General features: G+C 60.6%; 13 protein-coding genes. 6 read left to right on the plus strand and 7 right to left on the minus strand.

From position 1 onward, the window contains the following. Positions 1 to 206: 206 nt before the first annotated feature. From KW840_RS10240 to KW840_RS10255, 4 genes are all read right to left on the minus strand, one after another. On the minus strand, positions 207 to 917 hold the full coding sequence (locus tag KW840_RS10240; RefSeq protein ID WP_218495073.1) for a hypothetical protein: 711 nt from the start codon (positions 915 to 917) through the stop codon (positions 207 to 209). A 205-nt stretch (positions 918 to 1,122) separates the two neighbouring features. Beyond that, the gene (locus tag KW840_RS10245; RefSeq protein WP_218495074.1) at positions 1,123 to 2,172 is read right to left on the minus strand and encodes an alkene reductase; all 1,050 of its coding nucleotides are present in this window, start codon (positions 2,170 to 2,172) and stop codon (positions 1,123 to 1,125) included. 21 nt (positions 2,173 to 2,193) lie between these two features. Beyond that, positions 2,194 to 3,363 (minus strand): MFS transporter, encoded by a 1,170-nt coding sequence (locus tag KW840_RS10250; RefSeq protein WP_057716077.1) that lies wholly within the window; start codon positions 3,361 to 3,363, stop codon positions 2,194 to 2,196. A 34-nt stretch (positions 3,364 to 3,397) separates the two neighbouring features. Continuing rightward, positions 3,398 to 3,700, minus strand: a complete 303-nt coding sequence (locus KW840_RS10255; protein WP_008019443.1) for a helix-turn-helix transcriptional regulator — start codon at positions 3,698 to 3,700, stop codon at positions 3,398 to 3,400. Positions 3,701 to 3,870: 170 nt separating this feature from the next. Between KW840_RS10255 and KW840_RS10260 the strand changes: the two genes are divergently transcribed. Continuing rightward, positions 3,871 to 4,449, plus strand: a complete 579-nt coding sequence (locus KW840_RS10260) for an ACP phosphodiesterase (protein WP_218495075.1) — start codon at positions 3,871 to 3,873, stop codon at positions 4,447 to 4,449. 123 nt (positions 4,450 to 4,572) lie between these two features. On the opposite strand, the gene KW840_RS10265 is transcribed toward KW840_RS10260, so the two are convergent. Beyond that, positions 4,573 to 5,364, minus strand: coding sequence for a 1-acyl-sn-glycerol-3-phosphate acyltransferase (locus tag KW840_RS10265; protein ID WP_218495076.1), 792 nt, complete (start codon positions 5,362 to 5,364; stop codon positions 4,573 to 4,575). Continuing rightward, on the minus strand, positions 5,364 to 6,119 hold the full coding sequence (gene olsB, locus KW840_RS10270; RefSeq protein WP_218495077.1) for an L-ornithine N(alpha)-acyltransferase: 756 nt from the start codon (positions 6,117 to 6,119) through the stop codon (positions 5,364 to 5,366). Before olsB ends, KW840_RS10265 begins: the two co-directional genes overlap by 1 nt. 155 nt (positions 6,120 to 6,274) lie before the next feature. Here olsB and KW840_RS10275 point away from each other — a divergent pair, with 155 nt between their 5' ends. The 5 genes from KW840_RS10275 to KW840_RS10295 all read left to right on the plus strand — a co-directional run bounded on the left by KW840_RS10275 (position 6,275) and on the right by KW840_RS10295 (position 10,753). Further along, a complete protein-coding gene (locus KW840_RS10275; protein ID WP_218495078.1) occupies positions 6,275 to 7,162 on the plus strand; it encodes an acyl-CoA dehydrogenase family protein in 888 nt (295 codons plus the stop codon). A gap of 155 nt (positions 7,163 to 7,317) precedes the next feature. Continuing rightward, on the plus strand, positions 7,318 to 8,412 hold the full coding sequence (locus KW840_RS10280) for a serine hydrolase (RefSeq protein ID WP_218495079.1): 1,095 nt from the start codon (positions 7,318 to 7,320) through the stop codon (positions 8,410 to 8,412). Continuing rightward, positions 8,409 to 8,732, plus strand: coding sequence for an amidase (locus KW840_RS10285; protein ID WP_154909684.1), 324 nt, complete (start codon positions 8,409 to 8,411; stop codon positions 8,730 to 8,732). Before KW840_RS10280 ends, KW840_RS10285 begins: the two co-directional genes overlap by 4 nt. A 271-nt stretch (positions 8,733 to 9,003) precedes the next feature. Then, positions 9,004 to 9,594: a YceI family protein gene (locus tag KW840_RS10290; protein WP_090453580.1), complete on the plus strand. Its 591-nt coding sequence runs from the start codon at positions 9,004 to 9,006 to the stop codon at positions 9,592 to 9,594. 1 nt (position 9,595) lies between these two features. Then, entirely contained in the window at positions 9,596 to 10,753 is a 1,158-nt protein-coding gene (locus KW840_RS10295) for a phosphatidylserine/phosphatidylglycerophosphate/cardiolipin synthase family protein (RefSeq protein WP_090453582.1), read from the plus strand. A 139-nt stretch (positions 10,754 to 10,892) separates the two neighbouring features. On the opposite strand, the gene bglX is transcribed toward KW840_RS10295, so the two are convergent. After that, positions 10,893 to 13,184, minus strand: coding sequence for a beta-glucosidase BglX (gene bglX, locus KW840_RS10300; RefSeq protein WP_057716068.1), 2,292 nt, complete (start codon positions 13,182 to 13,184; stop codon positions 10,893 to 10,895). Between the last annotated feature and the right edge of the window lie 99 nt (positions 13,185 to 13,283).

Raw genomic sequence — 13,283 nt, forward strand, 5'->3', positions numbered from 1 at the left:
TTCCGCGCCGGGGCCTGTGTTGAACACGGGTGCATTTATATACGCTCACTTTCCGCGTTGACAGCCGGATAGCTGCATATTTTGTAGGAAAATTGTTGCGCGCTTGTGAGAGGGAGCCAACCTCACTCGGGCGGATGCTGTGGCTGAATACAGATATTTCGAAAAGCGCCCCGTTGCGAGGTGCTTTCCTGAATCATGCAGTCACTTCAACCGAGGGTAATGGCGACAGCGTAGCTATAGGGACTATTCGATAGCGTTCGCGAGATCTGCGAGCTGCATTTCAGCGGTTTTTTACCGATAGAAAGGACCGTATGTTCTCTATAGGGAATGGTCGGTGGCGAGAAGGAGAATGTCTGATATTTTCTCTGGAGTTTGACCAGTGTTGAAAACTCAAAGGCGTGTGAGGCGCTTTCAAAGGAGAAGTTATGATTGATACTGGTTGGAAGCCTGGTTCTGCTCGATGATTTAAGTACTGGTGTTTCGTGACGTAGTGTGAAGCACATGTGCTCTAGAGGTTGAATGTCGAAGTCCGATATTGGATGCCCGCTGTAATCCCAACTTGCATAGCGCAGAGAAAAAACTTCGTTCGAACTGTTGAATATAGTGATCAGAATGCTCGTGTATGATTTGATGCGCGAGATTAAATTCCATTCATCTTTTTCGTCCTGCTTGGCCTGTTTGATGTAGTTCAGGTAATTTTCATTGACCTGGGATTGCTCTCCCATCCTCAGGATTTCTTCGATAGAGAACCCGGCCAGCGACGCTTGTAAAGTGACGGCAAGGATCGGGTTCATTTGCATCAAGACTGACAGCAGTGTTGAGTTCAGGGAAACAAGATCAACTTCCTGAATGATGTCGTACGCTTCAAAGTCTTCGTAATCTGCAGCGTTTATTTTAGTGTTTTTGTTTTCTTCCATGAGACAACTCCTTGGGTATGTTTGATTGACATTAACAGTTGTTCGAACAGGATTCACTTTAAAGGCCGTTTGGTTGTGTTTGGTTTTATTGCATATGATGTAGTGGTGTTGGTTGGGTTGGCGAAATGATTGAGCTGTTAATATGGTTGAAATAAAAAGCCCCGGCTCTTTCGAGTCGGGGCTTTTGCGTTTCCACTGTTACTGATTACAGCGTCGGATAGTCGATGTAACCGACCGGGCCCTTGGCGTAGAACAGTTCCGGACGCGCTTCGTTCAACGGTGCGTCAGCCTGCAAGCGTGCCGGCAGGTCAGGGTTGGCAATGAAAGGTACACCGAAGGCGACTGCATCGGCCTGGCCACTGGCGAGCAACGCGTTGGCGCTGTCCTTGGTGAAACGCTCGTTGGCAATGTATGGGCCGCCGAAGGCTTCCTTGAGTTGCGGGCCGAGGCTGTCGGCACCTTCTTTCTCCCGCGAGCAGATGAAGGCAATGCCACGCTTGCCCAGTTCGCGAGCGACATAGGTGAACGTTTCAGCGAGGTTGTCGTCGCCCATGTCATGCAGGTCGGCGCGTGGCGACAGGTGCACACCCACGCGGCCGGCGCCCCAGGTTTCGATGGCGGCGTCGGTCACTTCCAGCAGCAGGCGGGCACGTTTTTCCAGGGAACCGCCGTAGTTATCGGTGCGCTGGTTGGTGCTGCTTTGCAGGAACTGGTCGAGCAGGTAACCGTTGGCGGCATGGATTTCCACACCGTCGAAGCCGGCGGCCTTGGCGTTCTCGGCACCGACGCGGTAAGCGTCGACGATGTCGGCGATTTCAGCGGTTTCCAGGGCACGCGGTACAGGAAAGTCGGCCAGCGGACGAACCAGGCTGACGTGGCCCTTGGGCTGGATGGCACTCGGAGCGACCGGGGCTTCATCGTTCAGGTACAAACCGTGGGATATGCGACCCACATGCCACAGTTGCAGGAAGATCTTGCCGCCCGCGCCATGGATAGCCTTGGTCACGTTGGACCAGCCACGCACCTGATCGTTGGACCAGATGCCCGGGGTGTCCGGGTAGCCGACGCCCATTGGGGTCACCGAAGTGGCCTCGCTGAGGATCAGGCCGGCGGTGGCGCGTTGCACGTAGTACTCGGCCATCAGCGCGTTGGGCACGCGGCCTTCGTCGGCGCGGCAGCGGGTCAGTGGCGCCATGATGATGCGGTTGGCCAACTCGAGGTCGCCCAGTTTGATCGGATCGAAAATAGTCGTCATTTAGTGGCTCTCTTTTGGAGATCAGTTAGAAGTAGCTGGGGCCAGGTCGGGATTGCCGCCCTGACGGAAAGTAATCAGGGTCACCAGCAGGGCGAGTACCGCCAGGGCCGCTGCGGCAAGGGGGACGCTGGTCAGGCCGAAGCCGTGGGCGATCACACTGCCGCCGACCCAGGCACCCAAGGCGTTGCCGATGTTGAAAGCGCCGATGTTCAGGGTCGACACCAGGTTCGGAGCGGCCTTGCCGAAGGTCACCACGTTCACTTGCAGCGCCGGTACGGCGGCGAAGCACGCGGTGGCCCAGAGGAACAGGGTGATTTCGGTAGGGATCAGCGCGACGCTGGTCCAGGTCAGCACGGTGGACACCACGGCCATGGTGACGAACACACCGATCAGCGTCGCGGCCATGCCTTTGTCGGCCAGCTTGCCGCCGATGATGTTGCCGACCGTCAGGCCCAGGCCGATGAGCATCAGGGTCCAGGTCACGCCACGGGGCGAAACGCCGGTGACTTCGCCGAGCAGCGGGGCGACGTAGGTGAACAGGGTGAACACCGAGGCGGCGAACAGCGCGGTCATGCTCAGGGACAGCCAGATGCCGCCGCCCTTGAGTGCGGCCAGTTCGGCGCGCATGTCGAGTTTCTCTTCATCACGCTTGGCCGGCAGGAAGCGGATCAAGCCGATCAGCGCGATCACACCGATCACGGTCACGGCCCAGAAGGTCGAACGCCAGCCGGCTTCCTGACCGAGTGCGGTGCCCAGCGGTACGCCGAGGACGTTGGCCAGGGTCAGGCCGGTGAACATCAGGGCCACGGCCGAAGCGCGTTTGTTCGCAGGCACCAGGCCGGCGGCTACCACTGAACCGATACCGAAGAAGGCGCCATGGCAGAGGGCGGTGACCACACGGGCGAACATCAGCACGTTGTAGTCGCCGGCCACTGCGCAAAGCAGGTTGCCGACAATGAAGATGCCCATCAACGCCACCAGGGCTGCCTTGCGCGGCAGTCTGGCGGTGGCCAGCGCCATGAACGGCGCGCCGATGGCCACGCCCAGGGCGTAACCGGTCACCAGCCAGCCGGCACCGGGAATCGAGACACCGAGGTCAGCCGCCACGTTGGGCAGCAGGCCCATGATGACGAACTCGGTGGTGCCGATGGCGAAGGCGCTCAAGGCCAGGATGAGTAGCGAGAGGGGCATGTTTAATTCCTTGTCGGCCGACTGACGTTAAGGGTCAGAGCTCTTTACTGAAGGTTTTGAGGAATTCCTGGATGGTTTCCTCGTTGCGTTTGAAAAAATGCCACTGGCCGACTTTGCGGCTGCTGATCAGGCCGGCGCGTTGCAGGGTCGCCAGGTGTGCGGACACCGTGGACTGCGACAGGCCGCAACGTTGATCGATCTGCCCGGCGCAAACGCCGTGCTCGTTACTGTGGGACTGGTCGGGAAATTCGACGGTCGGGTCCTTGAGCCAGTGCAGGATGTCTCGCCGTACTGGGTGTGCCAGGGCTTTTATTATTTCGTCGAGATTGATGGTCATGATGTGGGCTCGTGATGTTTAAAACGCTATATCGCGATGAGGCGAACTTTAAATCGGTATTTCGCGATATACAAATATGATTTGGCTCTGACCAACTCACATTTCGGTATATCGAGTTATAACGATATGTTGAGTGTAACAAGACAAGGGGGCAGTGCTAAGCTGCGCCCATGAACTATCTCGCACATCTTCACCTCGGTGGCCAGCGTCCCGGCCAATTGCTCGGCAGTCTGTATGGCGATTTCGTCAAGGGACGCCTGCAAGGGCAGTTCGCTCCGGACATCGAGGGGGCTATCCAGTTGCACCGCAGCATCGACGTGTTCACCGACCGCCATCCGCTGGTGGACGTCGCGTTGTCGCGTTTCTCCCTGACCCGTCGTCGCTACGCGGGTATCGTGCTCGATGTGTTTTTCGACCATTGCCTGGCCCGGGACTGGATGCTGTATGCCGACCGGCCCCTGGCGTTGTTCACTTCGGACGTTTACCGGGTGCTGTCCAGCGAACGGCAATTGCCGGAGCGGCTGGCGAAGATTGCGCCGCACATGGTGGCCAATGACTGGCTGGGTTCGTATCAGGAATTCGAAGTGCTGGAGCAGGTGTTGCGCGGGATCTCGCGACGCCTGACCCGGCCGGAAGAACTGGCGGCTGCGATGCAGGAATTGCGGCGGTTGTATGAACCGTTGAGCGAGGACTTTCGGTTGTTCTATCCGCAGCTTCAGGATTTTGCCCGGAACTATCCAACACCATAAAACCCCTGTGGGAGCGAGCTTGCTCGCGATTGCGGATTAACATTCAACGATGATGCTGAATGACCCACCGCTATCGCGAGCAAGCTCGCTCCCACAGGGTACTTCGGTGAATAAAAGATCGCGTCACGCCGCAATGGCAGGGCGCATCGGTGCTCGTTGCGGTTCGACAATTTCACCAAACAACACCTTCTGCACCGCCTGCTGCGCCTCGAACGCCAGTGCCGCGCGTTCCCGGCCTTCGCAAGCGATTGGCTTGAGCAGATGAATCTCCACACCGCCACGGTCATTGGCGAACAACCGCATCAGATGCGACAGCAAGTCATCGTCGCCAATGAACGGCGCCAGCGCGCAAGGTTCGCCGTCACGCACATAACGAATCGCCACCGGCTGCATCGCCACGTCGGAGTCGATGGCGGCGGACAGCAGGCGACCATGGAAGGTACGCAGCGAACGGCCATCAGTGGTGGTGCCTTCCGGGAACATCAGCAGTGGGTGTGCCTGTTCCAGGTGACGGGTCATCTGCTTGCGGATCAACTGGCTGTCACCCGAGCCACGGCGGATAAACAGGCTGCCGGCCTTGGCCGCCAACCAGCCGGCTACCGGCCAGGTGCGCACTTCGGCCTTGGACAGGAACGACAGCGGCGTGAGCATGCCCAGCAGCGGGATGTCGGTCCAGGACACGTGGTTGCTGACCCAGAGCATCGGTGCCTTCGGCAGCTCGCCGTGGACGGTCACGTCGAAGGGCAGGGCATTGCTCAGCCGGGCCATGAAAAACCGCGACCAGCGTTGCCGGCGCGCCATCGAATGGGCCATGCCCAAACGCTCGAACAGCCCGAACACACTGGCCATGCCCAGGCCCAGCGTCACTACCATCAGCACTCGCGCGATTCGCGCGTACACCCGCAACCGGCCCATTACACAGCCGCCTTGAAGTGTTTGGCGTAACGCGGGCAGAGTTCGTCGCGCTTGAGCAGGATGAACACGTCGGCGACCTGGAAGTCTTCGTCCCAGCATGGCTCGCCGCAGATCTTCGCGCCCAGGCGCATGTAGGCCTTGAGCAGCGGTGGCATTTCGGCGATCACGTTCGACGGAATGTCGAGGCTCGGCAGCGGGTTTTTCGGCTCGGCGCGCAGATGTTCGGTGCACAGGTAGCGTTCGCGCAGACGCTGCATGATCGCGTGGGCCTGCACGCCACCATCCTGCATCGGAATGCTCGCACAACCCATCAGGTAGCTGTAGCCGCCCTGGTTCAGGACTTCGGCCAGCTCGCCCCAGAGCACGGCGATGGTGCCGCCATTGCGGTAGGCTGGGTCGACACAGGTGCGACCGATTTCCAGGATCGGGCCTTGCAGGTGCACCAGACCGTGGAGGCTGAACTCTTCTTCGCTGTAGAATTTGCCCAGGCTGCTGGCAGCCGTGTGGTCGAGTAAACGGGTGGTTGCCACCAGGCGCCCGGTACTCAAGTCACGCACGCCGATGTGGGCGCAGTGAACGTCGTAGTCATCCATGTCCAGACCCAGTTCAGCGCCTTTGAGCCTGGCGTTGAATTCGCCGCTGAACACGTTGAAGCGCAAGGCCTGGGCTTCCTGCAAAGCCTCGGCTCCCACCAGGCGTTCGGCTTGCAGGCGGCGTTCGTTGCCGGTGTCGCTGATGCGGGCGATCTGAGTCATGGCGAATCTCCGTGCGGGCTGCTCACCCGTCTTTGGGCTACAGCGAATCGACTTTCTTTGTCTAGCCGTGTTGTGCAAAGTCAGGCTATGTAGCCCCGGTGTCATCGCCATTAAGCTTTGGTGATGCTTATATGACAGCCTTCGAGGAGACTCTTATGCCCTGGCAAACCCTGTTGAACCGCCGTGATCGCTTGCCCGCCAACCCGGATCTGGCGGAAGGTTTTGCGACATTGTTGCAGCAGTTGGGAACGGTCACTCCGTTTGAATTGGCGGTGCTTGGCGGGCGGTTGATGGCGACACCGGGGCAAGCGTTTCTGGTGGGGTATCAGGCGGCCTTGCGCATGCTCTGGCCGAGCGCGCCACTGAGTCTGGGCGCGTTGTGCGCCACCGAGCAGGGCAGCCTGCGCCCGGCCGATATGCAAACCCGACTGACTGATTTGCGCCTGAGCGGACGCAAGGATTTCGTCACCGCGGGCAATGCCGCCGACTGGCTGCTGGTGGCGGCGCGCAGCGAGGAGCCCGACGCCGATCCACGCTTGAGCCTGGCGGTGATCTATCGCGATGAGCCGGGTGTGCGGGTGGAAAAGCTGGCGCCGCTCCCGTTGATGCCGGACATCAGTCATGGCCGGTTGTTTCTGGATAACGCGCTGTGCGAGTTGCTCGCAGGGGATGGTTGGGACGCTTACGTCAAACCGTTCCGAACGTTGGAAGACATCTATGTGCTGAGCGCCATGACAGCGTGGTTGTATGGCGTCGGCCAGGAATGCGATTGGCCGCAAGGCTTGCAATTGCGGTTGCTGGGGTTGCTGGCGGGGTGCGCGGAAACCAGCCGCCAGCCACCCACCCATCCGGCCGGGCATGTGTTGCTTGGCGGGTTGTTTGCGCAGTTCGAAGGGCTCAAGGCTGAGGTGAATGAGGCGTTGGCCGGAGGGCCTCAAGAGTGGGCGGCGATGTGGCAGCGGGATCAGGCGGTGATGGATTTGGCGGCAGGGGCGCGGGGCAAGCGATTGGCCAAGGCATTGGCGCAATCTTCACTGCCCTGACTGGCCTCATCGCGAGCAAGCCCGCTCCCGCATTTGAAATGCATTCCCCTGTGGGAGCGAGCTCGCTCGCGATGGCGGCCTGATTGGCAGCATGAATTCCTGAACTGTCATCAACCTCGACTAGGCTCAGCAGGTTCAATCTTCGAGCCCCCGTCATGCCCAAAGGCCTGTCCCTGATTTTCCTGCTGTTGCTCAGCCTCACGACCCAGGCTGAAAGCTGGCCTGCCGAGCAATGGCCGACCGCGCCGACGCCCGCTGGCCCGGCGCTTCAAGCCCTGGAGGCCTATGCCTTCCCATCCCGCGATGACACCACTCGCCAGGGCATTCGCACCGATGCCTTGCTGGTGATCCGCGACGGCCAGTTGATCTACGAACGCTACGCCGGCCCGACGACGGCCGAGACGCCGCACCTGACCTGGTCGATCAGCAAGAGCCTGATGGCGACGGTCCTCGGTGTGGCCTACGGCGAAGGGCTGTTCAAGTTACAGGATCCGGTGCAGAAGTTTTATCCGCCGCTGGCCAGACACCCAAGCCTGACCATGGCCGACCTGCTGCACTGGGCCTCGGGCCTGGATTGGCAGGAAGACTACGAATATGCACCGCTGAAGTCTTCGGTAGTGGCCATGCTCTACACCCGCGGTCACCACGACATGGCTGCGTTCACCGCGGCCCATGCCGAGTACGCGGCGCCGGGCCAGGCGTTTCGCTACTCCAGCGGTGACAGCAACCTGTTGTCCGCCGCGCTGAAAACCATCGTCGGCCCCGGCCGCTATCCGGATTATCCGTGGACTGCGCTGTTCGAGCCGCTGGGTATCCGCCAAGCCGTGTGGGAAACCGATGCCACGGGCACTTTCGTTGCTTCGTCCTATGCCTACCTCACTGCACGGGACCTGGCCCGGGTCGGTCTGTTGATGGCCCGCGAGGGGCGCTGGGCAGACAGGCAACTGCTGCCCAGGGACTGGGTGGCATTCAACCGCGAGCCATTCGCTCACTATCACGCCGATCAAGACGAGGCCGTCCCCGGCGGCCAGTGGTGGCTCAATCGAGCCGTTGAGGGCGCGGCACGACCCTGGCCCGATGCTCCCGCCGACACCTTCGCCGCGCTGGGGCATTGGGGCCAGGCGATGTACGTGATCCCCAGTGAACAGCTGGTGATCGTCCGCTACGGCGATGACCGCGACGGCACTTACCGGCACAACCAATTGCTCCAGCTCGCGCTCAAGGCCTTTGCCGGGAAGGTGCAGCCATGAGCGGTTTCATTCGCCGTCGACCGCTCAGTTCCCTGTTGTTGATCCTGCTGATCGCCTTGCTCGGCTGGATCTGGCTCGAGCGGGCGGCGCTGTGGGCGTTCCCCGACATCATCAGCGCCTACACCGCCAAGGAATATTGTTCGTGCCGCTACGTGATGAACAACGATGCCGAGTACTGCCACGGTTATGTGAAACAGTGGCTGCCCGCCAGCGGCTTTACCGATGACCCGGCCGGCAAGCGTGTCTCGGTCAGTGGCATGGGCCGCAGCAACAGCGCGGTGTGGATCGGCGAGCGTCAGGGTTGTCGTTTGCAGCCTTGAGCGGGGTATGTGCTTTGGGTGGTGGTGAGTTTTTGTGGCGAGGGGGTTTGCCCCCGTTCGGCAGCGAAGCAGACGCAAAGCCAGCCTCCCCGGTCCGTCAGGCTTACTTGGTTGTAGACTTCAGCACTGCTTCGCAGCGCAACGGGGGCAAACCCCTTCGCGACAAAAGCTCACTTGCCACAGGTAATGTGTTCAAAGGGCAACAGAAAGTTTGCAACCTGTGACAAGCCAGTTAAGGTTCAGCACAGGTTTATCTGCCCCACGAGTCTCTATGTTCAAGCGCTCCACCTTCCAAACCCTCACTTTCCTGCTGCTGGCCGGTGCCGCGTTGTCGGCCCGCGCCGACTGGTACCTCGATGGCGAGTCTTCGCGCCTGTCGTTTGTCAGCACCAAGAATGCCAATGTTTCCGAAGTGCAGCGCTTCCTGGTGCTGCACGGCAAGGTCGACCCCGAGGGGCTGGCGCAGGTGGAAGTCGAGCTGGAGTCGATCAACAGCGGCATCCCGTTGCGCGATGAGCGCATGCGCAAGGAACTGTTCCAGATCGACCGGTTTCCCGACGCCATGATCACCACGAAAATCGATCTGCGCCCGATCAACGACCTCGCTCCCGGCGCGCAGTTGGAGTTGCGCCTGCCGCTGATGGTCGACCTGCACGGCAAACAACACGAATACCAGGCCGAACTGTTGGCGACCCGACTCGATGACCGGCGCTTCCAGGTGGTGACCCTCGAACCGCTGGTGATCAACGCCGAGGATTTCGATTTGGCTCCCGGCCTGGAAACGTTGCGCAAACTGGCCGGTTTATCAGCTATCAGTCTTTCCGTACCGGTGGGTGCGGTGCTGATTTTCACGGCGCGCTGACATGGCCGGAGCGATTTTTCCGTGGCGTGAAGGCAACCGCTTCGAACTGCTGATCGACGGTCCGCAGTTTTTTCCGCGCATGCTGGTGGCGATTGCCCGGGCTGAAGAGCAGGTTGAGCTGGAACTGTATCTGGTGGAGGCGGGTGCCTGCGCCGAAGCCATGGTCCAGGCATTGGTGCAGGCCGCTGAGCGCGGTGTACGGGTGCGCTGTCTGTTCGATGATTACGGCAGCCTCGCTTTCACCCTGGCCTTGCGTCAGCGGCTGATGTCCGCTGGCGTGGAGCTGCGTTTTTACAATCGTCTGAGCTGGCGACGTTGGGTCGGCAACTTCTACCGCGATCACCGCAAGCTGTTATTGGTGGACCAGAGCCTGGCCGTGGTCGGCGGCACCGGTGTCACTGATGAATTCTGGACTCCGGGAGAAGACGCCAGCGAATGGCACGAAGTGATGGTGGAAATCACCGGCCCGCTGGTACTCGATTGGCAGCTGCTATTCGATCGTCAGTGGATTGCCAACCGCCATCGACGTGCCTGGCGACCGGCTTCGCATTTCGGTCTGCCGCGCCTGCCACGGGTGCCGTCCATAGGCGAGGGCATGGGCCGGGTGGCCTATGCCGACGCCCGTCAACACCGGGACATTCTGCAATCGCTGGTGCGTGCCCTGAACAGTGGTCAGCGACGGATCTGGCTGGCCACGCCGTACTTTTTGCCGACCTGGAAAGTCCGCCGCTCCCTGCGCCGGGCGGCTGCCCGGGGCGTCGATGTGCGGTTGCTGCTGACCGGGCCCCGTACCGATCACCCATCCGTGCGTTATGCCGGCCATCGCTACTACCCGCGACTGCTCAGGGCCGGGGTGAAAATCTACGAGTACCAGCCGTGTTTCCTGCACCTGAAAATGGTCCTGGTCGACGACTGGGTGAGCATCGGTTCGTGCAACTTCGATCACTGGAATCTGCGCTTCAACCTGGAAGCCAACCTGGAAGCCCTGGACCCCGGACTGACCCGGTCGGTGGCGGCGAGTTTCGAACGGGACTTTGGGTTGAGTGAGCAAGTCAGCCTGGAGGAATGGAAGCGCCGGCCACTGTGGCGGCGGGTCAAGCAACGGGTGTGGGGATGGGTGGATCGGGTGGTGGTGAACCTGCTGAATCGAAGGGGTTGACCCCAGTTTTCTGAACACTGAAACCACTGTGGGAGCGAGCTTGCTCGCGATGAGGGCTTAACATTCAACATCTCTGTCGACTGTCAGTCCGCTATCGCGAGCAAGCTCGCTCCCACAGGGTTTTGCGGTGTTTGATTAATTACAGCAGCTCAAAACTCTGCTGCGTCACGTCCTCTGAATCCAGGCCGATCTGCACGTTGAACTTGCCTGGTTCAGCCGCGTACTTGAGCTGGGTGTTGTAGAACTTCAGGTCGTCCTCAGTGATGGTGAAGTGCACGACTTTCTGTTCGCCGGCCTTGATCATCACTTTCTGGAAGTTCTTCAGTTCCTTGATCGGACGAATCATCGAGCCGGTCTCGTCCTGGATGTACAACTGCACCACGGTTTCGCCGTCGCGCTTGCCGGTGTTTTTCACGGTGACACTGGCGTCGAGCTTGCCGGTCTTGTTCAGCGTGGTCGACGACAGCGCCATGTCGCTCAGGCTGAACTCGGTGTAGCTCAGGCCATAGCCGAACGGGTACAGGGGGCCCGTGGTGTCATCGAAGTACTGCGAGGTGTAGTTGCCCGGTTTGCCCGGAGTGAACGGCCGGCCAATGGTCAGGTGGTTGTAGTAGGTCGGAATCTGGCCTACCGAACGCGGGATGCTGATCGGCAGTTTGCCCGACGGGTTGTAGTCGCCGAACAGCACGTCGGCGATGGCGTTGCCGCCCTCGGTGCCGCTGAACCAGGTTTCCAGGATCGCGTCGGCCTGTTCCTTCTCTTCGAGGATCGTCAGTGGACGGCCATTCATCAACACCAGTACCAGCGGTTTGCCGGTGGCCTTCAGGGCACGGATCAGCTCGCGCTGGTTTTCCGGGATGTTCAGGTCGGTGCGGCTCGACGATTCGTGGGACATGCCACGGGATTCACCGACGGCGGCAACCACCACATCAGCATCCTTGGCCGCTTTCACCGCTTCGTCGATCAGCACGTTCGCCGGGCGCGGGTCGTCCACCACTTCCGGGGCATCGAAGTTGAGGAAGTTCAGGTAACCGAGGATTTTCGGGTCGCTGGTGATGTTGGCGCCACGGGCGTAGATCAGTGTCGATTTGTCTCCCAGGGCGTTGGTCATGCCATCGAACAGGGTCACCGATTGAGCAGGGCGACCGGCGGCTGCCCAGCTGCCCATCATGTCGATGGGCGCCTTGGCCAGCGGACCGACCAGGGCGATTTTCGCGGTCTTCTTCAGTGGCAGGGTGTCATTCCGGTTTTTCAGCAGCACCTGGCTGCGGCGTGCCACATCACGGGCCTCGGCGCGGTGCAGGCGGCTGTCGGCGTAGGTGTCGACCGGATCATCCTCGGCCTTGCCGATGCGCAGGTACGGGTCCTTGAACAGGCCCATGTCGTACTTGGCGCCCAGTACCGCACGCACGGCGTTGTCGATGTCGCTCTGCTGGATCTCGCCGGACTTCAGCAGCCCTGGCAGCTCTTTGCCGTACAGGGTGTCGTTCATGCTCATGTGGATGCCAGCCTTGATTGCCAGCTTCGCCGCTTCGCGACCGTCGGCGGCAACACCGTGCTTGATCAGCTCGAAAATCGCCCCGTGGTCGCTGACGGCCAGGCCCTTGAAGCCCCACTCCTTGCGCAGCAGGTCGTTCATCAGCCAGGTGTTGGCGGTGGCCGGCACGCCGTTGATCGAGTTCAGCGCAACCATGACCCCGCCGGCGCCGGCATCGATGGCGGCGCGGTACGGTGGCAGGTAGTCCTGGTACATCTTGACCGGGCTCATATCGACCACGTTGTAGTCGCGGCCACCCTCGACCGCGCCGTACAAGGCAAAGTGCTTGACGCTGGCCATGATGCTGTCGGCTGCGTTCGCGCCGGTACCCTGGAACGCCTTGACCATCACGCCGGCAATGCGCGACACCAGGTAAGTGTCTTCACCGAAGCCTTCGGAAGTACGACCCCAGCGTGGGTCGCGGGAGATGTCGACCATCGGTGCGAAGGTGATGTCGAGGCTGTCAGCCGCGGCTTCCTTGGCGGCAATGCGCCCGGACAGGCCGATGGCGTCCATGTCCCAGCTCGAGGCCAGGGCCAGCGGGATCGGGAAAATGGTGCGGTGGCCGTGGATCACGTCGTAGGCAAAGAACATCGGGATCTTCAGGCGGCTGCGCATGGCTGCGTCCTGCATCGGCCGATTTTCCGGGCGGGTGATCGAGTTGAACGTACCGCCGATGTTGCCTGCCGCGATTTCCTTGCGGATCATTTCGCGCGGCATTTCCGGGCCGATGCTGATCAGGCGCAGCTGGCCGATTTTTTCATCGAGGGTCATTTGCTTCATCAGGTTGCTGACAAAGGCTTCCTTGTTCTCCAGAGGTGCGGGCGTCGTGGCGGCCAATACGTTATGACTGGCCAGGCTGACGAACAGGCCCAGCAAACACAGCTTCTTCATGAATAGTTTTCTCAAGGGCCCAAACGGCGATGTACACGCCGGCCAGCCAAAATTTAGGGAGCGTCTATTGTTGTTCGGGTACCGGCTCAAAAGACCAGA

It is taken from the genome of Pseudomonas sp. PDM30, assembly GCF_019218985.1.
GTDB lineage: Bacteria > Pseudomonadota > Gammaproteobacteria > Pseudomonadales > Pseudomonadaceae > Aquipseudomonas > Aquipseudomonas jessenii.

Excerpts from the sequence above, each read along its gene's own strand:
- KW840_RS10260 (WP_218495075.1), top strand. The coding sequence starts at position 3,871 with ATGAACTATCTCGCACATCTTCACCTCGGTGGCCAGCGTCCCGGCCAA.
- olsB (WP_218495077.1), bottom strand. The coding sequence starts at position 6,119 with ATGACTCAGATCGCCCGCATCAGCGACACCGGCAACGAACGCCGCCTG.
- bglX (WP_057716068.1), bottom strand. The coding sequence starts at position 13,184 with ATGAAGAAGCTGTGTTTGCTGGGCCTGTTCGTCAGCCTGGCCAGTCAT.
- KW840_RS10280 (WP_218495079.1), top strand. The coding sequence starts at position 7,318 with ATGCCCAAAGGCCTGTCCCTGATTTTCCTGCTGTTGCTCAGCCTCACG.
- KW840_RS10290 (WP_090453580.1), top strand. The coding sequence starts at position 9,004 with ATGTTCAAGCGCTCCACCTTCCAAACCCTCACTTTCCTGCTGCTGGCC.
- KW840_RS10255 (WP_008019443.1), bottom strand. The coding sequence starts at position 3,700 with ATGACCATCAATCTCGACGAAATAATAAAAGCCCTGGCACACCCAGTA.
- KW840_RS10275 (WP_218495078.1), top strand. The coding sequence starts at position 6,275 with ATGCCCTGGCAAACCCTGTTGAACCGCCGTGATCGCTTGCCCGCCAAC.
- KW840_RS10240 (WP_218495073.1), bottom strand. The coding sequence starts at position 917 with ATGGAAGAAAACAAAAACACTAAAATAAACGCTGCAGATTACGAAGAC.
- KW840_RS10245 (WP_218495074.1), bottom strand. The coding sequence starts at position 2,172 with ATGACGACTATTTTCGATCCGATCAAACTGGGCGACCTCGAGTTGGCC.
- KW840_RS10265 (WP_218495076.1), bottom strand. The coding sequence starts at position 5,364 with ATGGGCCGGTTGCGGGTGTACGCGCGAATCGCGCGAGTGCTGATGGTA.
- KW840_RS10285 (WP_154909684.1), top strand. The coding sequence starts at position 8,409 with ATGAGCGGTTTCATTCGCCGTCGACCGCTCAGTTCCCTGTTGTTGATC.
- KW840_RS10295 (WP_090453582.1), top strand. The coding sequence starts at position 9,596 with ATGGCCGGAGCGATTTTTCCGTGGCGTGAAGGCAACCGCTTCGAACTG.
- KW840_RS10250 (WP_057716077.1), bottom strand. The coding sequence starts at position 3,363 with ATGCCCCTCTCGCTACTCATCCTGGCCTTGAGCGCCTTCGCCATCGGC.